The sequence below is a fragment of the Stenotrophomonas forensis genome, from assembly GCF_028752115.1.
Taxonomy (GTDB): Bacteria; Pseudomonadota; Gammaproteobacteria; order Xanthomonadales; family Xanthomonadaceae; genus Stenotrophomonas; species Stenotrophomonas forensis.
Genome location: NZ_CP082270.1, coordinates 4,156,450 through 4,177,160 on the forward strand (window position 1 = coordinate 4,156,450; position 20,711 = coordinate 4,177,160).

Genomic DNA, 20,711 nt, shown 5'->3' on the forward strand with positions numbered 1-20,711 from the left:
GATGGCGAAAAAATGGGCAGAAATCGAGGCCGACAAGCCTAGCAACCCGCCTGCCGCCGAGCAAGGAAAAAACTAGCTGAACCCGCGTCTTCACAGGCTTTCGGCCTGATCCGGTCTCACCCGGTTCTGGCCCTGAGCGGCACCAGCGGGTAACCTTTGCGCCGTCGGGCGCCCAAGGGCGCCGTTTGCTTGCCCGCTGAACCGGGCCGGCCCATCCCAAAATTCACCGCATAGGCTTACATCGATGTCCGCTCTGATCTGTGGTTCTCTTGCCTTCGACACCATCATGGTGTTCCCGGACCAGTTCAAGAATCACATCCTGCCGGACAAGGTGCACATCCTGAACGTGTCCTTCCTGGTGCCGCGCATGCGCCGCGAGTTCGGTGGCTGCGCCGGCAACATCGCCTACAACCTGCACCTGCTGGGCGGCCAGCCGATCCCGATGGGCACCGTGGGTTCGGACTTCGGCCCGTACCGCGAATACTTCGAAGGCCTGGGCATCGACCTGACCCGCGTGCGCGTGATCGATGAGCTGTTCACTCCGCAGGCGTTCATCACCACCGACCACGACAACAACCAGATCACCGCCTTCCATCCGGGCGCGATGATGCGCTCCTACGAGAACCACGTGCGTGGCGTGCCGGGCGTGACCCTGGGCCTGGTCGGCCCGGACGGCCGCGAGGGCATGATCCAGAACGCGCAGGAGTTCCACGAGGACGGCATCCCGTTCATCTTCGACCCGGGCCAGGCCATGCCGCTGTTCAACGGCCCGGAGCTGCGTGCCTTCATCGACCAGGCCGACTACGTGGTGGTCAACGACTACGAGTCGAATCTGCTGCAGGAACGCACCGGCTGGGACGAAAAGGAGATCGTCAGCCGGGTCAAGGCCTACATCACCACGCGCGGCCCGAAGGGCGCGGTCATCCACACCCCGGAAAAGAGCTACGACATCCCGCCGGCGCACGAGCGCCGCGTGGTCGACCCGACCGGCTGTGGCGACGCCTTCCGTGCCGGCCTGATCTACGGCATCCAGAAGGGCTACGACTGGCTGACCATCGGCCGCATGGGCAACCTGATGGGCGCGCTGAAGGTCGAACACCCCGGCACCCAGAACCAGCGCTTCACCTTCGATGAGTTCAACGAGCAGTTCAAGCAGCAATTTGGCTACGCGCTTAGCGCGTAACCAAATTGCCCGCGCATTCCACCTTATCCCCGCGCCTTCGGCGCGCCCCCTTGAACAACAAGGGGGCTTTCCACCCGATGCGCTACCGGGAATGCTGTTGGTAGGTGTCGACCTTGGTCGACACGCTTTACCCTGGTAGGTGTCGACCCGGGTCGACACTGCCGGCCAGCGGCCGGCACTACCCCTTCTGCAGCCATGCGGCCAACAGGTCGCGGCAGTCGGCGAAATGCCAGTCGGTGCAGTCCGGCCATGGGTTTTCCGGCAGGTTGACCAGCACGGTGTGGGTGCCCGCAGCGCGGCCGCACTCCAGATCGTAGGCGTGGTCCCCGACCATCACCGCCTGCCCGGCGGAAACGCCCCAGCGCCGCAGGTGCTGCTGCAGGCCATCCGGTGAAGGCTTGGGCACGGCTTCATCGCGGCCGATGATGTCGGCATCGTCGAACAGTTCGCCGACTCCGATCGCCTCCAGCGTCAGCTTCGCCAGCGCGTGGTCGTTGCGGGTCAGGATGCCCAGCCGACAGCCTGCGGCCGCCAGCGCGCGCAGCAGCTTCACCGCGCCCGGCGCCGGCAGTGCGTCCTCGGCCAGCGCGCGTTCGTGATCCAGCAGCCACTCGCGCTTGGCCCGTGCCGGTGCGTCCGGTAGCGCGGCGATATGGTCGAGGATGTCTTCCTCGGCGGCGATCTGCAGCGTGCGGCGGATCGCCGCGAAGTCATGCACGGCTACCGTCAGCGTGCCGTCCATGTCGAACACCCAGTGCCGGATCGCGGACAACGCGTGCACTGCGCTGCCCGTTGCGATCATCACTGCCACCACTGCGGCATGCGGCTGGCGTCGACACCGCCGGTTTCGAACACGGCCGTGCGCGTGCCGCCGGCCTTGACCGGGAACTCGATGCTGATCGACTTGCCCTTGCGCGCCAGCTTCCACAGCGCCTTCTGGTCGGTGATGAACATCGCAATGGCTTCATCGGTCTTTGGCCGCCAGGCGGCCATCGACACCGGCTTGCCGTCGTCCACGGTCACTTTCACCGTGCACTGCGGGCAGCGGAAATCGCCGGCCTGCAGCACCAGGTAGGCGTGCCGCTTCCATTCCGGGTGATCGCGGAACACCAGCTGCACCGGCTTGGCACCGCTGCCATCCACGTCCACCCGTTCCTTGCTGTAGATCTGGGCAGAGACCTGGTTGCCCTTGTTGCCCACCGGAATCTGGTTGTACTGCCACAGCGCCTGCATGCGGCGCAGGTCGCGCGCGGCGTCGCCCTTGGCCTTGACCTCATCGAAGCCGGCGGCGATCCGCTCGGCCGCGGCGGTGTCCTTGTACTGGTCCAGCAGCGAAGCGCCATGCAGGCGTGCGCGTTCCCAGTCCTGCGCGGCCACGGCCATGTCGTACTGCTTGGCGACGTCCTCGGCCTTGGCTTCCTTCTGCGCCTGCACAGCGGCCGCGGCGGCTTCCTGCGCCTTGCGCTCTTCCTCGGGGTTGCTGCAGGCGGCCAGGGCCAGGGTGCAGGCGGTGAGCAGGATCAGTCGTTTCATGCGGAGGTCCTTGGTGTTTTCGCATTCTTGTAGAGTCGAGCCATGCTCGACTGCTGTTGAAGAGCCAGTCGAGCATGGCTCGACTCTACAAAAAAGCGCCGGGGGGTGCCCGGCGCTTTCTGCTTACTTGGCTTCGGCCTTGGCCAACATGTCCTGCACCGAGGCGGTGGTGATCGGGTGGTAGCCCGGCTTGGCCTTCTCGAAGGCCTGCTTGGCCAGCTCCAGCCCCTTCGGCGTCTTCACCAGTTCAGCGTAGATCGGCATGATCAGCTTGCGACGGCCGACGCGCTCGATGAATGCAGCGGCCCCTTCGTTGGCCTGCTCGTAACCGCTGCGGATCGCCAGCGGATACCAGCGCATGGCGATCTCACCATTCGGGGTACCGGTGAAGTGGAACGCCTTGTCCAGCGTGGCCAGCTTGTCCAGCGGCTGGGTGGCGCCCAGGCCGTCGATGAAGCGCACCCATTCCTGCGTGCTCCAGTCGGCGATGACCTGGCTGCTCGGCACGGTGCCGGCGCTGGCGAAGGCGATCCGCGCGGTATCGACGCTGCTGAAGTTGCGCGACTGCGCCTTGACCGCGAACGCCGGGATGCCCGGCTCGTCCAGCCAGGCCTTCAGTTCAGCCTCGGTCACTGCCGACGGATTCTTCGGCAGCAGGTTCTTCTTCAGGTACTCGACGAACTGGTCGGTGTTCGCGCTCTGGAAGGCGTGGTCATCGAACCAGCCACGCAGGAACGGATCGAACGTCTCGCGGCCGAAGCGCTGTTCCAGGAACTCCAGGAACCACGAACCCTTGACGTAGGCGACCTGGCTGAGGGCTTCGTCGGGGTCGCGCTCGTTCAGCGGCGGCAGTGCCAGCGCCTGGTCGGCCGGGCTCATGTCCTTCACTTCGGCCAGCAGGTCGGTCTGGTCGATCTGCTTCTCCATCTCGGCCATCTCCTTGCCGTACAGGGCTTCGGTGATGCGGCCCTGGACGTAGGTGGTGAAGCCTTCATTGAGCCAGATGTCCTTCCAGCTGGCGTTGGTCACCAGGTTGCCCGACCAGCTGTGCGCCAGTTCGTGGGCCACCAGCGACACCAGCGACTTGTCGCCGACGATCACGGTCGGGGTGGCGAAGGTCAGGCGCGGGTTCTCCATGCCGCCGAACGGGAACGACGGCGGCAGCACCAGCATGTCGTAGCGGCCCCAGCGGTATTCGCCGTACAGCTTCTCGGCGGCACCGATCATCTTCTCGGTGTCTTCGAATTCCTTGGCGGCCTTGTTGACCATGGTCGGCTCGGCCCAGACGCCGGAGCGGCCGGAGATCGGCTCGAACACCAGGTCGCCGGCGGCGATGGCCAACAGGTACGACGGAATCGGCTGCGGCATCTTGAAGGTGTAGTCACCGTCACGCGCGGCCTTCGGATCGTTGTCGGCGCTCATCAGCACCATCACGTCCGGGCGCGAGACCACGTGCGCGCTGTAGGTGAAGCGCACGCTCGGGGTGTCCTGCAGCGGCACCCAGGAACGGGCGTGGATGGCCTGCGACTGGCTGAACATGAAGGGCAGCTTCTTGCCCTCGGTCATCGACGGCGCCAGCCACTGCAGGCCCGAAGCGGTCGGTGCGGTGTGGTAGGTCACTTCCACCTTGGCCGGCTGCTCCGGGGCTTCGATGGTCAGCTTGCTGCCGAACACCTTGTCAGCGGCGGCCAGCTCGAACTTCAGCGGGCTGCGCGCGCCATCGGCGGCGACGGCCTCGACCTTGGACACGCTCAGCTCGCGGGTGTCGAGCACCAGCTGCTTGGCGTCCTTCTGCTTCCATTCCAGGGTGTAGGTGGCGGTGCCGCCGATCTGCTTCTGGTCGAAGTCCAGCTTCAGATCCAGCGCGACGTCCTTGATGACGACCTTGTCCGGCTCGGCGTACGAGCTTTCGTCGTGGCTGCGGTTCTCGGCGTTCACGGGGGCGGCGGGGGCCTTTGCGGCAGTCGGGGCGGCGGCGGGCGCGGCCGCCTCCTGGGAGCAGCCGGCGGCCAGGGCCACGGCCAGCGGAAGGAGCATCAGCGGATTACGCATGAATCGGGACCGTTACGGGGATCAGACCCCCAATGGTACCTCCCTCCGGCCGCGCAGGCGTTGCGCGGTGCGGGGTAATGGCGGGTGGGGCCGACCCTGCGCCTCCGGCGCATGCCAACCAAGGTTGGCATCTACAGGTGGGTGCCAACCTTGGCTGGCACGGATCTTTCATCGCTCGCGGCAGGCCCGTGCCGACCAAGGTCGGCACCCACCAGAGCGGATGATCGCGGTCGGGGCGTGCCAACCAAGGTTGGCACCTACCAAGGCACGACTTACAGCTTGTAGCCGGAATGGATCGAGACGATGCCGCCGGTCAGGTTCTTGTAGTGGCAGCGCTCGAAACCGGCCTGCCCCATCATCGCCTTCAGTTCGTCCTGCGGCGGGTGCTTGCGGATGCTCTCGGCCAGGTACTGGTAGCTGTCCGAATCGTTGGCGAACAGCTTGCCCAGCTTGGGCAGGATCCGGAACGAATGGAAGTCGTAGATCGGCTTGAACCAGTCGGCGGTGACTTCGGAGAACTCCAGCACGCGGGCCTGGCCGCCCACCTTCAGCACGCGATACATCTCGCGCAGGCCGGCGTCCTTGTCGGTCACGTTGCGCAGGCCGAAGGCGATGGTGACCAGATCGAAGCTGTTGTCCGGGAACGGCAGGGCCTCTGCGTTGCACTGCACGTAGTCCAGGCCGAGCACCAGGCCGCGGTTGGTCAGGCGGTCACGGCCGACCGACAGCATGCCGGCGTTGATGTCGCCCAGCACCACCGAGCCTTCGGCGCCCACGCGCTCCTTCAGCAGGGCGGCGATGTCGCCGGTGCCACCGGCCAGGTCGAGCACGCGATCACCCGGCTTCACCTGCGCGGTCGCCACGTAGTAGCGCTTCCACGCCCGGTGCACGCCCAGGCTCATCAGGTCGTTCATCAGGTCGTAGTTGCGCGCGACCGACGTGAACACCTGGCCGACCAGCTTCTGCTTGTCCTTGGCGGCGACGTCGCGGAACCCGAAATGGGTGGTACCGGCTTTGTAGGGGGATTCGCTCATGGCCCCGATTATCGCACCGCCGGGAGCCAGCGGCACCCCCTGCCCGTATCATGGCGGGCCACGACTTACCGGAGCCCCGCATGATCACCACGCCCGACTACCAGGCCCTGCTGCAGACCGCCATCGCCGAAGCCCGCCAGGGCCTGGCCGAAGGCGGCGTGCCGATCGGCGCGGCGCTGTACCACAACGACGGCCGCCTGCTCGGCTGTGGCCACAACCGGCGCGTGCAGGAAGGCGACCCATCGGTGCACGGCGAGACCGATGCGTTCCGCAAGGCCGGCCGCCAGCGCCGCTACCAGGACACCATCATGGTCACGACCCTGGCCCCGTGCTGGTACTGCTCGGGGCTGGTGCGCCAGTTCAACATCGGCACGGTGGTGGTGGGCGAATCGCGTACCTTCCAGGGCGGCATCGACTGGCTGCGCGAAAACGGCGTCAACGTGATCGATCTCGACAGCCAGGAATGCGTCGATCTGCTCGGCAGCTTCATTGCGCAGCATCCGGAGATCTGGAACGAAGACATCGGCGAATGAGCACTGCGCAGCGTACTGTTGAACCTGCTTAATGAACGCTTCAGCGCTGGCACGCCCTAGTGCCGGCAGCGTTTGCGGCGATTGCTGTGAACCCGTGCACAGTCAGCTGGACTGCCTGCACACGCTGCGGTAACACCCCACCCGCGCAGGGCGCCTAGGGTGGGGTTACCGGGACTTCCTTCCCCGGCGGAGCCAGCCATGTGCGCGCACGCCGTACGCCCCACGCCCGACCCGATCCTCGCCGCCATCCGCACGCGCCTGCAGCAGCAGTTCGCGCTGCATCAGCGTGGCGCCCTGTTCTGGACGGCCTACCAGGGCCTGCAGCTGGAACTGGTACAAGGCCGTCCGCTCGACCACGAGCGCCTGTGCAACGCAATGGCCGACATGGCCGAAGAAATGGGCGCGGTCGAGCATGCGCAACTGATCGGCAATCGCAACGCTGGCTGCACATCTCCCTGACGCGGCATCCACTGCCGCTCAGGCCACACTGCGATGAACCCCCACTCCCATCCACTTCAACCGATTGGATCGACATGCACGCTGAAGTTCCCACCATTCCCCCGGTCATCAACGTAGACGCCGAGCTTGACCACTGGCGCCGCCAGCATGCCGACGGCGCACTGCCGCACAATTCGTTCGGCTCGTACGTACCGTGGATCAAGTTCGCCTGCGATTCGCTGATCACCCAGCCGCGCGCCAGCAATGCGCAGCGCGACGAGATGTTCCAGACCCAGTACGCCCTGCAGATCATGCCGCGCCTGAGTGAAGCCCAGGCCCGCGAATTCGTCGACCGCTGCTGGCAGCACGTCTACCAGACCAGCCGGGTGCGCCTGCAGGACGCTCCGCGCCTGCGCGCCTGAGCTGCACGGCCCCTGCACAAGCCACTGCCGATCATCCTCGTCACCTGAGTGGGACGACGACGATGAAAGCAAGAAACCTGTTCAATACGATCGCCAAGAAGGCCGCGGCCGCCACCGGTTCGCCGTGGACCTTCCTGGCTGCGGTCGCGATCGTGGTGATCTGGGGCATCAGTGGCCCGCTGTTCGGTTTCAACGACACCTGGCAGCTGGTGATCAACACCGGTACCACCATCATCACCTTCCTGATGGTGTTCCTGATCCAGCACACGCAGAACTCGGACACCGCGGCGATGCAGATCAAGCTCGACGAGCTGATCCGCGCGACGGCCGAGGCCAACAACGAGCTGCTCGACCTGGAAGAGCTGGACGAAGAGCGACTGGAAGAGATCCGCCGCGAGTACGAGCGCATGGCGCGCGAAGCCGGCGACGCGCTGGCACGGGTGCGCGCCTGCCATGCCACCCGCCGCGACGATGAGGCGGTGTAGCAGGCCCTGGAATGACAATGCCGGCCAGCGGCCGGCACTCCCACCGATCATCGAGGTAGGTGCCAACCTTGGTTGGCACAGGGCCAGCCGCCTGCGCTGACGCATTCGTGCCAACCAAGGTTGGCACCCACCAGAAGCGCTGCTTACCCGCGCTCGTGCCAGCCGCCGCCCAGCACCTTGTACAACGTGATGCGGTTGGCCTGCTGGGCCAGCTGCGCCTGCAGCTGCGTCTGCTGCGCGTTGTAGGCGGTACGCCGTGCATCGAGCAGGGTGACGAAGCTGTCCAGGCCGGCGTCGTAGCGCGCCTGTGACAGGCGGTTGGCCTGTTCGGCCGCATCCACCAGGCGCTGCTGTGCACTCACCTGCTCATCCAGGCTGACATTCAGCGCCAGCGCGTCGGCGGTTTCGCGGAAGCCGACCTGGATTGACTTCTCGTACTGCGCCAGCGCGATATCGCGGTCCGCATTGGCGATGGCCAGGTTGGCGCGCAGCTTGCCGCCCTGGAAGATCGGCAGGGTGATCTTCGGCAGGAAGCTCCACACGCGGGTGCCGCTGTCGAACAGGTTGGACAGTTCGCTCGAACCACTGCCGATGCTGCCGGTCAGCGAGATGCTCGGGAAGAACGCCGCACGTGCCGCGCCGATGTTGGCGTTGGCAGCCAGCAGCTGGTGTTCGGCGGCCATGATGTCCGGGCGCTGCAGCAGCACGTCGCTGGGCAGGCCAGCCGGCGGCGGTGCCAGCGCCAGCAGCTGCGGTTCGATGCTGTCCGGCAGCAGCGACGGATCCAGCTGACCACCGGCCAGCAGTGCCAGCGCGTTGCGGTCCTGGGCCAGCTGCCCACGCAGGCGTGCGGCATCGGTGCGCGCGGTTTCCACCAGCGTGCGGGTCTGGGTCAGTTCCAGTGCCGAACTGCCGCCGCGCTCATGGCGGGCTTCGGCCAGGCGCAGCGAATCCTCGTAGGTCTTCAGCGTGGCATCGGCGATCTTCAGCCGCTGTGCGTCGGCACCATAGGTCAGCCACGCCGTGGCGGTCTCGGCCACCAGGCTCAGCTGCGCATTGCGGCGATTGGCCGCCACAGCGAAGTACTGCTGCAGCGCTGCCTCGCTGAGGTTGCGCACGCGGCCGAACAGGTCCAGCTCGAACTCGGCCACACCCACGCCCGCGGTGAACTGCTCGGTGACGCCGGCGTCGGTGCCCTGGCGCTCCATCTGGCCGGTGACGGCCACGCCGGGTACGCGGTCGGCGCGCTGCACGCGGTACTGGCCGCGTGCGCGTTCCACGTTGAGCACGGCCACGCGCAGGTCGCGGTTGTTCTGCAGCGACTGGTCGATCACCTGCTGCAGTCGCGCGTCGGTGAAGAAGTCGCGCCAGCCGACGGCGGCAACATCGGCCACCTGGCCCTGCGTGGCCTCGGCCGGCCACTGCGCCGGAATGGCCGGCGCGACGGCGGTGTTCTTCGGCACCAGGGTGGAGCAGCCGGCCAGCGCAAGCGCGGCGGCAATGGAAAGGAACAGGGATGCACTTTTCATGGGATGGCTTCCATCGGTACTGCCGGATGGCAGGAGGTCATGCCGGCCAGTGGCCGGCATGACCGTTTCGCTTACGTGGAGGATTTGCGCTTGAACACGCGCTGCACCACGACGAAGAACAGCGGCACGAAGAACACGCCGAGCACGGTGCCGACGATCATGCCGCCGAGCACGCCGGTGCCGATCGCCTGCTTGGCGCCGGAGCCGGCACCGGTGGAGATCGCCAGCGGTACCACGCCCATGCCGAAAGCCAGCGAGGTCATCACGATCGGGCGCAGGCGGTCGCGCACGGCATGCATGATCGACTCGATCAGGCTGGCGCCCTTCTCCAGGTTTTCCTTGGCGAACTCGACGATCAGGATCGCGTTCTTGCTGGTCAGGCCCACCGTGGTCAGCATCGCCACCTGGAAGTAGATGTCGCGTTCCAGGCCCTTGAAGGTGTTGGCCAGTACCGCGCCGAGGATGCCCAGCGGGGCGGCCAGCAGCACGGCGGTCGGCACGCTCCAGCTTTCATACATCGCGGCCAGGCACAGGAACACGATCATCAGCGACAGCGTGTACAGCAGCGGCGTCTGCGAGCCAGCCTGGCGTTCCTGGTAGGACATCGCCGTCCATTCGATGCCGAAGCCCGCCGGCAGCTGCTTGGCCAGCTGTTCGATCTCGGCCATGGCATCACCGGAGGCGACGCCTGGGGCCGGTTCGCCCTGGATTTCCATCGCCGACACACCGTTGTAGCGCTCCAGGCGCGGCGAACCGTAGTCCCAGTGCTTGCTGGCGAATGCACTGAACGGCACCATCTCGCCCTTGTCGTTCTTCACCGACCAGAGGTCGAAGTCCTCCGGCACCATGCGGAACGGCTGGTCGGCCTGCACGAACACGCGCTTGACGCGACCGCGATCGACGAAGTCATCGATGTACGAACTGCCCCACGCGGCGGCCAGCGTGCCGTTGATCTGGTCGATCGACAGCCCCAGCGAGGTCGCCTTGGCCGCATCGATGTCGATGCGGAACTGCGGCGTGTCTTCCTGGCCGTTCGGGCGCACGTTGGCCAGCTTCTTGCTGCCGGCGGCGAGCCCCAGCAGCTGGTTGCGCGCGGCCACCAGGGCCTCGTGGCCCTGGCCGCTGTTGTCCTTCAGGAAGAAGGTATAGCCCGAGGCGGTACCCAGTTCCGGAATGGCCGGCGGCGGGAAGGCGAAGATGAAGGCATCCTTGATCTGGCCCAGTGCCGCCATCGCGCGCCCGGTGATCGGCATCACGCCGTTGTCGGCGTCACGCTCGCTCCAGTCCTTCAGCTTGACGAAGGCCATGCCCGCGTTCTGTCCCATGCCGGCGAAGCTGAAGCCCTGCACCGAGAACACCGATTCCACCGCATCCTTCTCGTTCTGCAGGAAGTGGTTTTCCAGTGCCGTGATCGATTCCAGCGTGCGTTCCTGGGTGGCACCGACCGGCGCCTGCACCAGCGCCATCAGCACGCCCTGGTCTTCGTTGGGCAGGAACGAGCTGGGCAGGCGAACGAACAGCACGCCCATCAGCACGAACAGCGCCGCCACGATGCCCATGAAGCGCCACGGACGGTGGATGATGCCGCGCACGCCACGCTGGTAGCTTTCGCTGGTGCGGTCGAAACCACGGTTGAAACCGTTGAAGAATCGACCGGACCAGCCCTTGTGCGCGACGTGGTGCTCACCCTTCTTCAGCGGCTTGAGCATGGTCGCGCACAGCGCCGGGGTCAGCACGATCGCCACCAGCACCGACAACGCCATCGCCGAGACGATCGTGGCCGAGAACTGGCGGTAGATAACGCCGGTGGAGCCGCTCATGAAGGCCATCGGCACGAACACCGCCGACAGCACCAGGCCGATACCCACCAGCGCGCCGGTGATCTGGCCCATCGACTTGCGGGTCGCTTCGAGCGGCGACAGTCCTTCCTCGGACATGATGCGCTCGACGTTCTCCACCACCACGATGGCATCGTCCACCAGCAGGCCGATCGCCAGCACCATCGCGAACATGGTCAACATGTTCACCGAGAAGCCCAGCATCGCCAGCACGCCGAAGGTACCCAGCAGCACCACCGGCACGGCGATGGTCGGGATCAGGGTGGCGCGGAAATTCTGCAGGAACAGGTACATCACCACGAACACCAGCACGATCGCTTCGATCAGGGTCTGCACCACGCCCTTGATCGACACGCGCACGAACGGGGTGGTGTCGTACGGGATCTCGGCCTTCAGCCCGGCCGGGAAGAAGCTCTTCATGTCCTGCAGCGCGGCATCCACACCGGCCGCGGTGTCCAGCGCGTTGGCGCCGGTGGCCAGGGTGACCGCCAGGCCGCTGGCCGGCTGGCCGTTGTAGCGGGTGACGAAGTCGTAGGACTCGGCACCCAGTTCGACGCGGGCGACATCACCCAGGCGCAGTTCGGCACCGTCCTGCGCACCGCGCACGATGATGTTGCGGAACTGTTCCGGGGTCTGCAGGCGCGACTGCGCGTTGATGGTGGCGTTGAGCTGCTGGCCCTTGACCGACGGCGCACCGCCAAGCTGGCCGATGGCCACCTGGGCGTTCTGCGCCTTCACCGCTGCCGTCACTTCGGCAACCGACAGGCCGTAGGTGTGCAGCTTGTTCGGGTCCAGCCAGATGCGCATGGCGTACTTGCCACCGAACACCTGGATGTTGCCCACGCCCGGCACGCGGCTCAGACGGTCGACGACGTTGGAACCGACGTAGTCGGCGATGTCGTTGGCGTCCATGCTGCCATTCTCGGACACGAACGCGATGACGTTCAGGAAGCCCGAGCTGGACTTGGCCACGTTGATGCCCTGCCGCTGTACTTCCTGCGGCAGCAGCGGCATGGCCAGCTGCAGCTTGTTCTGCACCTGCACCTGGGCGATGTCCGGGTTGGTGCCGCTCTCGAAGGTCAGGGTGATGGTGGCCTGGCCGTTGGACGAGCTGTTGGAGGAGAAGTAGATCAGGCCATCAAGGCCCTTCATGTTCTGCTCGATGATCTGCGTCACCGAGTCCTCGACCACCTTGGCCGATGCACCCGGATAGGTGGCGCTGATTTCCACCGCCGGCGGTGCGACGTTGGGGTACATCGAGACCGGCAGCTTGAACAGGGCCAGGCCGCCGGCGAGCATGATGATGATGGCGATCACCCATGCAAAGATGGGTCGATCGATGAAAAAGCGTGCCATGGGGTTCTCCGCTTACTTCGCGTCGCCGGCCGGGGCGGCAGGCTGGGCGGCTGCCGCCGGCTTGGCCGGTGCAGCGCCCTTCTCGGTGGCCTTGACCGGCATGCCGGGGCCGATCTTCTGCAGGCCTTCGACAATGACCTTGTCGCCGGCCTTCAGGCCGTCATCGACCAGCCACTTGTCGCCGACCGTGCGGCTGACCTTGACCGGGCGCACTTCGACCTTGTTGTCCTTGTCGACCACCATCGCCGTGGTGTCGCCCTTCGGATCACGGGCGATGCCCTGCATCGGCACCAGCACCGCATCGCTGCGCACGCCGCCGCCGATCACCGCACGCACGTACATGCCCGGCATCAGCAGGCCGTCGGGGTTGTCCACCTTCACGCGCAGGCCGAAGCTGCCGGTGGCCGGATCGACGCTGACCTCGGAAAACTCCAGCGTGCCCTTGTGCTCGAAGGTGCTGCCGTCTTCCATCAGGATGCTGACCGGCAGGGTCTGGTTGTCCTGCAGGCGGCCGGCGGCCAGTTCGCGACGCAGCTGCAGCAGCTCGGCCGAGGACTGGGTCAGGTCCACATAGATCGGGTCCAGCTGCTGCACGGTGGCCAGCGCGTTGGCCTGGCCGGCGCTGACCAGCGCACCCTGGGTGACGCTGGACTTGCCGATGCGGCCGCTGATCGGCGCGGTGATGCGGGCGTAGCCGAGGGTGACGTTGGCCGCGTCCAGCGAGGCCTTGGCGGCACCGACATCGGCCTCGGCCTGCTTCTGCGCGGCCACGGCGTTTTCCAGGTCCTGCTGGCTGACCGCGTCGACCTTGGCCAGCTCGGTGATGCGCTTGGCGCTCAGCCGGGCGGCGTTGGCGGTGGCTTCGGCGCGGGCCAGCTGGGCGCGGGCGTTGTTGGCCTGGGCGCGGTAGCTGGCGTCATCGAGCTGGTACAGCGGCTCACCGGCCTTGACCATGCCGCCCTCGGTGAACAGGCGCTTGGCAACGATGCCATTGACCTGCGGGCGCACTTCGGCCACCAGGAAGGCATTGGTACGGCCGGGCAGTTCGCGGGTCAGGCCCACGGTCTCGGACTTCAGCGTGACCACGGTGACGTCACCCGGGCCCTGTTCGGGGGCCTGGGGTTGGCCGCCACAGGCAGCCACGGTCGCGGCGATGGCCAGCGACAGCGCGAAGGGTCGGATTCGGCTCAGCAACATGACGGAAAGGCTCTTAGGGGAAGGAATCTCAAAAAACGCTGATACGGGCCAGAAGCGCCAGCAGACAACGCATGCCGGCGGTGAGTGGTAGCCAGAACGGGCCTGCCACGCACACGACGGGAATGATGGGTGCGAAATATACATACATGCGTGTTTGTTTGTAAACCGGTACAATTCAGCCACGTTTCACCCGCACTCGTACCCACACCCATGGCCCGCAAGACCAAAGAGGACACCCAGGCAACCCGGGAAGGCATCCTTGACGCCGCCGAAGCCTGCTTCCATGAACACGGCGTGGCCCGTACCACGCTGGAGATGATCGGCGCGCGCGCCGGCTACACCCGTGGCGCGGTGTACTGGCACTTCAAGAACAAGAGCGAGGTGCTGACCGCGATCGTCGAGCGCGTGCACCTGCCCTTCATGCAGGAACTGGAACGCACCTCCACCGACCAGCGCGATACCCCGGTGGAAGACCTGCGCGCGGTGATGATCCACTCGTTCATCGAGCTGTCCGAGGACGAGCGCCTGCGCAAGACCATGGAGATCATGCTGCGCAGCGATGCCTCGGCCGACACCAGGGTGCTGACCGAAATGCAGCAGGCCGGTTTCCGCGATGCACTGGACCGCATGGAACGGGCGTTGCGTCGCGCCGGGGACCTGGGCCAGCTGCGCGACGGCGCCGACCCGAAGATCGCCGCGCGCATGCTGCACGCCACGGTGCTGGGCGTGCTGCATGGGGCGATGGTCGAACCGGAACTGATGGACCTCAAGCGCGACGGCATGCTCGCGCTGGACATGACCCTGGCCGCCTACGTGAAAGACGGCGTATTCGTGCCCGGAACGGTGCCCGAGCCGTTGCCGGAGGCGTGAACCGGGTTGCGCCTGGCGCCGCGGCCCTGCACCCTCCCTGCTTCTCCCCGGAAACGCAGCGATGATCCTGGGCAACGTGGTATGGGGCTTCATCGGTTGCGGCAGCGTCACCGAAAAGAAGAGTGGCCCTGCGCTGGCCGGCACGCCCGGTTCACGGGTGGCTGCAGTGATGCGGCGCAATACGGCACTGGCCGAGGATTACGCACGGCGCCATGCGATTCCCCGCTGGTATGCCGATGCCGATGCGCTCATCGCCGATCCGGAGGTGAACGCGATCTACGTCGCCACGCCGCCCTCCACCCACATGCAGTACGCGTTGCAGGCCATTGCGGCGGGCAAGCCGGTCTATATCGAAAAGCCCATGGCCATGGACCATGGCGAGTGCGTGCGCATTCTGGAGGCCAGCGCACGCAGTGGCGTACCGGTGTTCGTTGCCTATTACCGCCGCGCCCTGCCCCGCTTCGCGAAGGTCAAGCAGTTGCTGGACAGCGGCGCGATCGGTACGCCGCGCAGCGTGCGCGCGACCCTGCATCGGCCACACTCGGCGCATGCCACATCGCCGGACTTCTGGCGGACCAACCCCGCGATCTCCGGCGGCGGCCTGTTCGTCGATCTCGGCTCGCACACCCTGGACCTGCTCGACCATCTGCTGGGCCCGCTGAGCGATGTCAGCGGCCTGGCCAGTTCTCAGGCAGGCGCGTATGCCGCCGAGGACAGCGTCTCGATGTGCTTTCGCACCGGAACCGGTGCGCACGGCATCGCGCAGTGGAGTTTCTGCGCATTCCGGCGCCAGGATGAGATCGAAATCACCGGCGACCATGGGCAGCTGCGTTTTGCCACCTTCGATGACGTCCCGGTGCTGCTGGAAACCGACGCGGGCATGCAGGCGTTCGAGATCCCGAACCCGCCATCTATCCAGCAGCCGTTGATTGCCACCCTCGTGGATGAACTACGCGGCCACGGACGCTCGCCCTCGACTGGCCTCAGTGCCGCCCGCACCAACGCGGTGATCGACCAGGTACTGCGGGCCTACCGCGCCAGACAGTGAATCCACGCCATGCATGGATGCCCTTCGCGCCAAAAAAAGGCCGCCTTTCGGCGGCCTTGTGCGTTACAGGATATAGCGGCTCAGGTCCGGGTCCTGCACCAGTTCGCCCAGGTGGGCATCGACGTAGGCACTGTCGATGGCCAGCGTTTCACCATCGCGGTCCGGCGCCTCGTAGCTGAGCGAATCCAGCAGGCGCTCCAGCACGGTATGCAAGCGGCGCGCACCGATGTTTTCCTGGCGCTCGTTCACCTGGAAGGCGATCTCGGCCAGGCGCTCGATGGCATCGGCGGTGAAGCTGACCTTGACGCCCTCGGTGGCCAGCAGCGCTTCGTACTGCTTGGTCAGCGCGGCCTTCGGCTCGGTCAGGATGCGCACGAAATCGTTCTTGCTCAGCGCGCCCAGCTCCACGCGGATCGGGAAGCGACCCTGCAGCTCCGGAATCAGGTCGCTGGGCTTGGCCAGGTGGAACGCACCCGATGCGATGAACAGGATGTGGTCGGTCTTGATCGTGCCGTACTTGGTGGACACGTTGGAGCCTTCCACCAGCGGCAGCAGGTCGCGCTGCACGCCTTCGCGCGACACATCACCGCCGCCCACGTTATCGCCACGCTTGGCGACCTTGTCGATCTCGTCGATGAAGACGATGCCGTGCTGTTCGCAGGCTTCGATCGCCGCGGTGCGGATATCGTCCTCGTTGACCAGCTTGCCGGCTTCTTCCTCGATCAGCAGCGGGCGCGCGGCCTTGATGGTCAGCGTGCGCTTGTGCGCCTTGGCACCGCCACCGAGGTTGGCGAACATCGACTTCAGCTGCTGGCCCATTTCCTCCATGCCCGGCGGGGTCATGATGTCCATGCTGACATTGGCGGCCAGGTCGAGTTCGATCTCGCGTTCGTCCAGTTCGCCATTGCGCAGCATCTTGCGGAACTTGATGCGGGTCTCGTTGTCCTGCGCCGACGGCTCGTTGCGGGCCACTTCCGGATCGAAACCGATGCCGCCACTGCGGCGCGGCAACAGCGCATCGAGGATGCGGTCTTCGGCGCGTTCTTCGGCCTGCGTACGCACGCGCACCTTGGCCTGTTCGCGGTACAGCTTCACTGCGGTATCGGCCAGGTCACGGATGATCTGCTCGACGTCCTTGCCGACGTAGCCCACTTCGGTGAAGCGGGTCGCTTCGACCTTGACGAACGGCGCGTTGGCCAGCGTGGCCAGGCGGCGCGCGATCTCGGTCTTGCCGACGCCGGTCGGGCCGATCATCAGGATGTTCTTCGGCATCACTTCATTGCGCAGCTCGGGCACCAGCTGCATGCGGCGCCAGCGGTTGCGCAGGGCGATGGCCACCGCGCGCTTGGCGTCGTGCTGGCCGACGATGTGCCGGTCCAGTTCCTGCACGATCTCGCGCGGGGTCATGGTGGCGGAGGAAACTTCGATCTTCGACATGGATGTGCTCACGGATTCGTTGTCGGTACTGCCAGCCGCTGGCCGGCAACCAGGCACGCGCGTGGGGGATCATGAGGGTGCCGGCCAGCGGCCGGCACAACCCTCAGAGCTCCTCGACCACCACGTTGCGGTTGGTGTAGATGCAGATGTCGCCGGCGATGCCGATCGCTTCACTGGCGATGGTGCGCGCATCCAGTTCGGTGTGCGCCATCAGCGCGCGGGCGGCCGACAGTGCATAGGAGCCACCGGAACCGATGGCGATGATGCCGTCCTCCGGCTCGATCACATCGCCGGTGCCGCTGATGATCAGCGAGGTTTCCTTGTCGGCCACCGCCAGCAGGGCCTCCAGCTTGCCCAGGCGGCGCTCGGTGCGCCAATCCTTGGCCAGCTCGACCGCCGCGCGCTGCAGCTGGCCGTGCTTTTCCAGCTTGGCCTCGAACAGCTCGAACAGGGTGAAGGCATCGGCGGCGGCGCCGGCGAAGCCGGCCAGCACCTGGCCGTCGCGGCCCAGGCGGCGCACCTTGCGCGCATTGCCCTTCATCACGGTGTGGCCCAGCGTGACCTGGCCGTCGCCGGCAATGGCCACATGCTCGCCGCGACGGACGCAGACGATGGTGGTGGCGTGGAAAACGTTGGGGTTCTGACTGGGGTCCATGCGGCCTCCGATAGCTGTTCACGGGACATGGGGACAGCGCCGGGTGCGATCAAGCCTGCGCGGATGGCTGCCGTTCAGCGCTTTGCTTGCGAAGGCCGCTCCGGATTGGGCTCGATCCCCCAGGCGAGGTACCAGTCTTCACCCTGCGTCTCGATCGGATGCTGGGTGCGGCCGGAGCCATTGCCGCAGGCCAGCGCGTCGGCCGCGCAGTAGCGGTCGCAGCCCCAGCAGATACGCTCGGGGTGTTTGGGATGCAGGGGAATCGGCTTCGCCATGGTGGCGCTGTCCTCGTGGCCTGCGGCCACGGTGCGCCGGTTGCATCCGACCTGCCCTGATCCAGATCAAGGGCCGGCTATTCAGCCTTGTCGCCCTTGCTGCGGCGCTTGGCACGCGGATGCGCGGCGTCGTAGACCTTGGCCAGGTGCTGGAAATCGAGGTGGGTGTAGATCTGCGTGGTGGCGATGTCGGCGTGGCCGAGCAGTTCCTGCACGCCACGCAGGTCGCCGGACGATTCCAGGATGTGGCTGGCGAAACTGTGCCGCAGCATGTGCGGATGCACGTGCTTGAACAGGCCCTGGCGCTGCGCCAGCTGGCGGATGCGGATCTGCACCGCGCGTTGGCTGATCGGCCCGTTGCGGCCGGGAAACACCGGCGAGGCCGGGCCGCCCCCGCTTTCCGCACGCCACGCCTGCAGTGCTTCGCGTGCCGGCCGGCCGAACGGTACCCGGCGCTGGCGATTGCCCTTGCCCATCACGTTGACCAGGCCGCTGGCGAAGTCCAGGTCGCGCCAGGTCAGCGCGCAGACTTCGCTCAGGCGCAGGCCCGAGGAATAGAACAGCTCCAGCAGCGCGCGATCGCGGCGGCCGAGTTCACCTTCCGGTTCCAGTTCGACCAGCTGCACCGCTTCGTCGGCATCGAGCACCTGCGGCAACCGCCGCGGTGCACGCGGCGCTTTCAGCGTCGCCGCCGGGCTGACCTCGATGCGGCCGTGCTTGAGCAGCCAGGCGTAGAAACTGCGGCAGGCGGACAAGCGGCGCTGCAGGCTCTTGGCCGACAGCCCACGGCGATGCTCATCGGCGACGAACTGGCGCAGCGTTTCGGCATCAAGCGCTTCCACGGCCATGCCACGCGGCTCGGCCCATACCGACAGCGCGTCCAGGTCGCGGCGGTAGGCGTCGAGCGTGTGCGCCGACATCCGCCGCTCCACCTGCAGGTGCTGCAGGAAGGCCTGTACCGCGCTCATCGTCGTCGTGTCCTGCTCAGCCGGCGAAGCGCTTCAGGCCAGTGGTCAAGGCGTCGCCCATCATGCGCAGGAACAACGTCCCCATGCCCGGGTAGAAGCGGTTCGGGTCATGGCTGCCGACCGCGATCAGGCCCACACCGGGCAGCGGCAGCAGTGCGGTGGTCTGCACTTCCTCGCTGCGCACGCCATACAGCACGGCATTCTTTTCCGGCTGCAGGCGGCCGCAGATCGGCTCGCCATCCTTCAGGCAATCGCGGAACGGACCCAGCTGCGGATCATCGGCGGCGATCACCTGCAGCCAGTCGGCCTGTTCCAGTCCGGCCACCGGCGTGTGCACCACCAGCCGCACCAGATCGCCGGCGAAGTCTTCCTGCAACGATGCGGCCATCGCGCGCAGGGTGTCGGCGGCATTGTCCTGCTTCATCAGCGCCAGGGTCAGCTGGTGCGTGCGCACCGCCAGGCGTTCATTGACCTGCGCGGTCGCGGCCAGGTCGGCCAACCGTCGTGCCAGCTCGCGGTTCTTCTCGCGCAGCACTTCCAGCTGGTAGCTGGCCAGCGATGCGGTCGGGCCGTCGTCACGCGGCACCACCAGGGTCAGGGCCAGGTCCGGGAACTGCTTGAGGAAGCCCGGATGCCGCCGCAACCAGGCAGCGACTTCATGGGCCCCGAGCTTGTCGACGGTTTCGGTCATGCGATCCACTCCCCTTCGAAGACGAATGCGGTCGGGCCCGCCATCACCACCGGCTGGCCGTCGCCCGGCCACTGGATGCGCAGGTCGCCCCCAGGCAGGCTGATGCGGGCATCGTGCTGCAGGCGGCCACGCTGCATCAGGGTCACCGCAGCGGCGCAGGCGCCACTGCCGCAGGCCAGGGTTTCGCCGACGCCACGCTCGAACACGCGCAGGCGCGCATGGTCCGGGCCCATCACCTGGGCAAAACCCACGTTCACCGAGCGCGGGAACGACGCGTGCTGTTGCAGCAGGGCACCGACGCGCTCGACCGGCGCCGCGTCGATCAGGCCCACTTCGATCACCGCATGCGGGTTACCCATCGACACCGCGGCGAACCGAACGCTCTCGCCCTGCAGCGGCAGCAGGTATTCCTCGCGCGGGTGGGCAAAACCCACCAGCGGCACGTTGGCCGGCTCGAATGCCGGCACGCCCATGGTCACCGCGAACTGGCCATCGCCCAGCACCTTCACTTCATGGCTGGCCAGCGGGCTGTCGATGACGAACGCATCGCCCTGCGCACTGCCCTCGCGCACCAGCCACGCGGCAATGCAGCGCGCGCCGTTGCCGCACTGCTCGGAGTTGGAACCGTCGGCATTCCAGATCCGGTACGAGGCCACCGAACCGTCCGCACGCGGCGCTTCGATGGTCAGGATCTGATCACAGCCCACGCCGGTATGGCGATCCGCCAGGCGCGCGGCCAGCTCGGGCGTGGGCGGCGCGGTGCCGTCACGCAGGTCGATCACTACGAAATCATTGCCCGCGCCATGCATCTTGCTGAAGCGCAGGGCGCTGGAACCGGCCTTACCCATTCCCGCCGCCCGCCTTCTTCGCGGGCGCGGGCGCCGGCGGGGTGGTCGGTGCGGCCGGGTCCGCGGTCGTGGCCGGAGTACCGCTGCCCTCGGTCTGCGCCGGGGTCGCCTCGGTGGCGGGTTCGGCAGCCGGCTCGACGGCTTCTTCCACCGGCACCGGCTTCTGCGGCAGTACCAGCGGGCCCTTGTTGCCGCAGGCGGCAAGGAACAGCAGCGAGGCCGCTGCCAGCGGAATCAGGATGACGTTTCGATGGGGGATCTTCATGCCCCGAGTATAGCCATTGGCGGCTGAGCGGTTGGTGCAGGGGAACGCGTTGCC

General features: G+C 66.7%; 21 protein-coding genes. 7 read left to right on the plus strand and 14 right to left on the minus strand.

The annotated features are described in order from the left end of the window. Window positions 1-244: 244 nt before the first annotated feature. Window positions 245-1,183, plus strand: coding sequence for a carbohydrate kinase family protein (locus K5L94_RS19030; protein WP_053450829.1), 939 nt, complete (start codon window positions 245-247; stop codon window positions 1,181-1,183). 178 nt (window positions 1,184-1,361) lie between these two features. Here K5L94_RS19030 and K5L94_RS19035 read toward each other — a convergent pair whose 3' ends face one another. From K5L94_RS19035 to ubiE, 4 genes are all read right to left on the minus strand, one after another. Further along, window positions 1,362-1,985: an HAD family hydrolase gene (locus K5L94_RS19035; RefSeq protein WP_053451382.1), complete on the minus strand. Its 624-nt coding sequence runs from the start codon at window positions 1,983-1,985 to the stop codon at window positions 1,362-1,364. Then, window positions 1,985-2,716, minus strand: a complete 732-nt coding sequence (locus K5L94_RS19040) for a hypothetical protein (RefSeq protein WP_053450830.1) — start codon at window positions 2,714-2,716, stop codon at window positions 1,985-1,987. The genes K5L94_RS19035 and K5L94_RS19040 overlap by 1 nt, the downstream gene beginning before the upstream one ends. Before the next feature lie 123 nt (window positions 2,717-2,839). Beyond that, complete coding sequence (locus K5L94_RS19045; RefSeq protein WP_274511162.1) at window positions 2,840-4,768, minus strand: M1 family metallopeptidase; 1,929 nt, start codon at window positions 4,766-4,768, stop codon at window positions 2,840-2,842. A gap of 272 nt (window positions 4,769-5,040) precedes the next feature. After that, the gene (gene ubiE / locus K5L94_RS19050; protein ID WP_006471026.1) at window positions 5,041-5,802 is read right to left on the minus strand and encodes a bifunctional demethylmenaquinone methyltransferase/2-methoxy-6-polyprenyl-1,4-benzoquinol methylase UbiE; all 762 of its coding nucleotides are present in this window, start codon (window positions 5,800-5,802) and stop codon (window positions 5,041-5,043) included. 80 nt (window positions 5,803-5,882) lie between these two features. On the opposite strand from ubiE, the gene K5L94_RS19055 reads away from it, so the two are divergent. The 4 genes from K5L94_RS19055 (at window position 5,883) to K5L94_RS19070 (ending at window position 7,680) form a co-directional block, all read left to right on the plus strand. Next, window positions 5,883-6,335 (plus strand): nucleoside deaminase, encoded by a 453-nt coding sequence (locus K5L94_RS19055; protein ID WP_106469155.1) that lies wholly within the window; start codon window positions 5,883-5,885, stop codon window positions 6,333-6,335. Between the two features lie 198 nt (window positions 6,336-6,533). Then, on the plus strand, window positions 6,534-6,794 hold the full coding sequence (locus K5L94_RS19060; RefSeq protein ID WP_053450832.1) for a hypothetical protein: 261 nt from the start codon (window positions 6,534-6,536) through the stop codon (window positions 6,792-6,794). A gap of 74 nt (window positions 6,795-6,868) precedes the next feature. Beyond that, the gene (locus K5L94_RS19065) at window positions 6,869-7,195 is read left to right on the plus strand and encodes a hypothetical protein (RefSeq protein ID WP_008266057.1); all 327 of its coding nucleotides are present in this window, start codon (window positions 6,869-6,871) and stop codon (window positions 7,193-7,195) included. Between the two features lie 62 nt (window positions 7,196-7,257). Next, a complete protein-coding gene (locus K5L94_RS19070) occupies window positions 7,258-7,680 on the plus strand; it encodes a low affinity iron permease family protein (RefSeq protein ID WP_008267004.1) in 423 nt (140 codons plus the stop codon). A gap of 143 nt (window positions 7,681-7,823) precedes the next feature. Here the strand turns inward: K5L94_RS19070 and smeF are convergent, their stop codons facing one another. From smeF to smeD, 3 genes are all read right to left on the minus strand, one after another. Beyond that, window positions 7,824-9,209, minus strand: coding sequence for a multidrug efflux RND transporter outer membrane subunit SmeF (gene smeF, locus K5L94_RS19075; protein WP_274511163.1), 1,386 nt, complete (start codon window positions 9,207-9,209; stop codon window positions 7,824-7,826). Between the two features lie 71 nt (window positions 9,210-9,280). Next, window positions 9,281-12,403, minus strand: a complete 3,123-nt coding sequence (gene smeE / locus K5L94_RS19080) for a multidrug efflux RND transporter permease subunit SmeE (RefSeq protein WP_053450834.1) — start codon at window positions 12,401-12,403, stop codon at window positions 9,281-9,283. Window positions 12,404-12,415: 12 nt separating this feature from the next. Then, window positions 12,416-13,600, minus strand: coding sequence for a multidrug efflux RND transporter periplasmic adaptor subunit SmeD (gene smeD / locus K5L94_RS19085; protein ID WP_008265543.1), 1,185 nt, complete (start codon window positions 13,598-13,600; stop codon window positions 12,416-12,418). A gap of 210 nt (window positions 13,601-13,810) precedes the next feature. Here smeD and smeT point away from each other — a divergent pair, with 210 nt between their 5' ends. Next, window positions 13,811-14,470 (plus strand): efflux transporter SmeDEF transcriptional repressor SmeT, encoded by a 660-nt coding sequence (gene smeT / locus K5L94_RS19090; protein ID WP_180879377.1) that lies wholly within the window; start codon window positions 13,811-13,813, stop codon window positions 14,468-14,470. Between the two features lie 61 nt (window positions 14,471-14,531). Beyond that, window positions 14,532-15,518, plus strand: coding sequence for a Gfo/Idh/MocA family protein (locus K5L94_RS19095; protein ID WP_274511164.1), 987 nt, complete (start codon window positions 14,532-14,534; stop codon window positions 15,516-15,518). Window positions 15,519-15,581: 63 nt separating this feature from the next. Here K5L94_RS19095 and hslU read toward each other — a convergent pair whose 3' ends face one another. The 7 genes from hslU to lptM form a co-directional block, all read right to left on the minus strand. After that, window positions 15,582-16,955, minus strand: a complete 1,374-nt coding sequence (gene hslU, locus K5L94_RS19100; RefSeq protein WP_006471086.1) for an ATP-dependent protease ATPase subunit HslU — start codon at window positions 16,953-16,955, stop codon at window positions 15,582-15,584. 103 nt (window positions 16,956-17,058) lie between these two features. Beyond that, the gene (gene hslV, locus K5L94_RS19105) at window positions 17,059-17,610 is read right to left on the minus strand and encodes an ATP-dependent protease subunit HslV (RefSeq protein WP_005411093.1); all 552 of its coding nucleotides are present in this window, start codon (window positions 17,608-17,610) and stop codon (window positions 17,059-17,061) included. Between the two features lie 74 nt (window positions 17,611-17,684). Further along, window positions 17,685-17,885 (minus strand): DUF3079 domain-containing protein, encoded by a 201-nt coding sequence (locus K5L94_RS19110; protein ID WP_006471087.1) that lies wholly within the window; start codon window positions 17,883-17,885, stop codon window positions 17,685-17,687. A gap of 77 nt (window positions 17,886-17,962) precedes the next feature. Further along, window positions 17,963-18,853 carry a tyrosine recombinase XerC gene (gene xerC, locus K5L94_RS19115; RefSeq protein ID WP_008265281.1) on the minus strand — a complete coding sequence of 297 codons (891 nt, stop codon included), beginning with the start codon at window positions 18,851-18,853 and terminating at the stop codon, window positions 17,963-17,965. A gap of 16 nt (window positions 18,854-18,869) precedes the next feature. Continuing rightward, on the minus strand, window positions 18,870-19,544 hold the full coding sequence (locus K5L94_RS19120; RefSeq protein WP_274511165.1) for a DUF484 family protein: 675 nt from the start codon (window positions 19,542-19,544) through the stop codon (window positions 18,870-18,872). After that, the gene (gene dapF, locus K5L94_RS19125; protein WP_164086606.1) at window positions 19,541-20,392 is read right to left on the minus strand and encodes a diaminopimelate epimerase; all 852 of its coding nucleotides are present in this window, start codon (window positions 20,390-20,392) and stop codon (window positions 19,541-19,543) included. The genes K5L94_RS19120 and dapF overlap by 4 nt, the downstream gene beginning before the upstream one ends. Then, window positions 20,385-20,657, minus strand: a complete 273-nt coding sequence (gene lptM / locus K5L94_RS19130) for an LPS translocon maturation chaperone LptM (protein WP_164086605.1) — start codon at window positions 20,655-20,657, stop codon at window positions 20,385-20,387. Before lptM ends, dapF begins: the two co-directional genes overlap by 8 nt. Window positions 20,658-20,711: the final 54 nt, after the last annotated feature.

Excerpts from the sequence above, each read along its gene's own strand:
- lptM (WP_164086605.1), bottom strand. The coding sequence starts at position 20,657 with ATGAAGATCCCCCATCGAAACGTCATCCTGATTCCGCTGGCAGCGGCC.
- hslU (WP_006471086.1), bottom strand. The coding sequence starts at position 16,955 with ATGTCGAAGATCGAAGTTTCCTCCGCCACCATGACCCCGCGCGAGATC.
- K5L94_RS19095 (WP_274511164.1), top strand. The coding sequence starts at position 14,532 with ATGATCCTGGGCAACGTGGTATGGGGCTTCATCGGTTGCGGCAGCGTC.
- K5L94_RS19030 (WP_053450829.1), top strand. The coding sequence starts at position 245 with ATGTCCGCTCTGATCTGTGGTTCTCTTGCCTTCGACACCATCATGGTG.
- smeT (WP_180879377.1), top strand. The coding sequence starts at position 13,811 with ATGGCCCGCAAGACCAAAGAGGACACCCAGGCAACCCGGGAAGGCATC.
- dapF (WP_164086606.1), bottom strand. The coding sequence starts at position 20,392 with ATGGGTAAGGCCGGTTCCAGCGCCCTGCGCTTCAGCAAGATGCATGGC.
- K5L94_RS19065 (WP_008266057.1), top strand. The coding sequence starts at position 6,869 with ATGCACGCTGAAGTTCCCACCATTCCCCCGGTCATCAACGTAGACGCC.
- smeF (WP_274511163.1), bottom strand. The coding sequence starts at position 9,209 with ATGAAAAGTGCATCCCTGTTCCTTTCCATTGCCGCCGCGCTTGCGCTG.
- K5L94_RS19110 (WP_006471087.1), bottom strand. The coding sequence starts at position 17,885 with ATGGCGAAGCCGATTCCCCTGCATCCCAAACACCCCGAGCGTATCTGC.
- hslV (WP_005411093.1), bottom strand. The coding sequence starts at position 17,610 with ATGGACCCCAGTCAGAACCCCAACGTTTTCCACGCCACCACCATCGTC.
- K5L94_RS19045 (WP_274511162.1), bottom strand. The coding sequence starts at position 4,768 with ATGCGTAATCCGCTGATGCTCCTTCCGCTGGCCGTGGCCCTGGCCGCC.
- smeE (WP_053450834.1), bottom strand. The coding sequence starts at position 12,403 with ATGGCACGCTTTTTCATCGATCGACCCATCTTTGCATGGGTGATCGCC.
- K5L94_RS19120 (WP_274511165.1), bottom strand. The coding sequence starts at position 19,544 with ATGACCGAAACCGTCGACAAGCTCGGGGCCCATGAAGTCGCTGCCTGG.
- K5L94_RS19040 (WP_053450830.1), bottom strand. The coding sequence starts at position 2,716 with ATGAAACGACTGATCCTGCTCACCGCCTGCACCCTGGCCCTGGCCGCC.
- xerC (WP_008265281.1), bottom strand. The coding sequence starts at position 18,853 with ATGAGCGCGGTACAGGCCTTCCTGCAGCACCTGCAGGTGGAGCGGCGG.
- smeD (WP_008265543.1), bottom strand. The coding sequence starts at position 13,600 with ATGTTGCTGAGCCGAATCCGACCCTTCGCGCTGTCGCTGGCCATCGCC.
- K5L94_RS19035 (WP_053451382.1), bottom strand. The coding sequence starts at position 1,985 with ATGATCGCAACGGGCAGCGCAGTGCACGCGTTGTCCGCGATCCGGCAC.
- ubiE (WP_006471026.1), bottom strand. The coding sequence starts at position 5,802 with ATGAGCGAATCCCCCTACAAAGCCGGTACCACCCATTTCGGGTTCCGC.
- K5L94_RS19060 (WP_053450832.1), top strand. The coding sequence starts at position 6,534 with ATGTGCGCGCACGCCGTACGCCCCACGCCCGACCCGATCCTCGCCGCC.
- K5L94_RS19055 (WP_106469155.1), top strand. The coding sequence starts at position 5,883 with ATGATCACCACGCCCGACTACCAGGCCCTGCTGCAGACCGCCATCGCC.
- K5L94_RS19070 (WP_008267004.1), top strand. The coding sequence starts at position 7,258 with ATGAAAGCAAGAAACCTGTTCAATACGATCGCCAAGAAGGCCGCGGCC.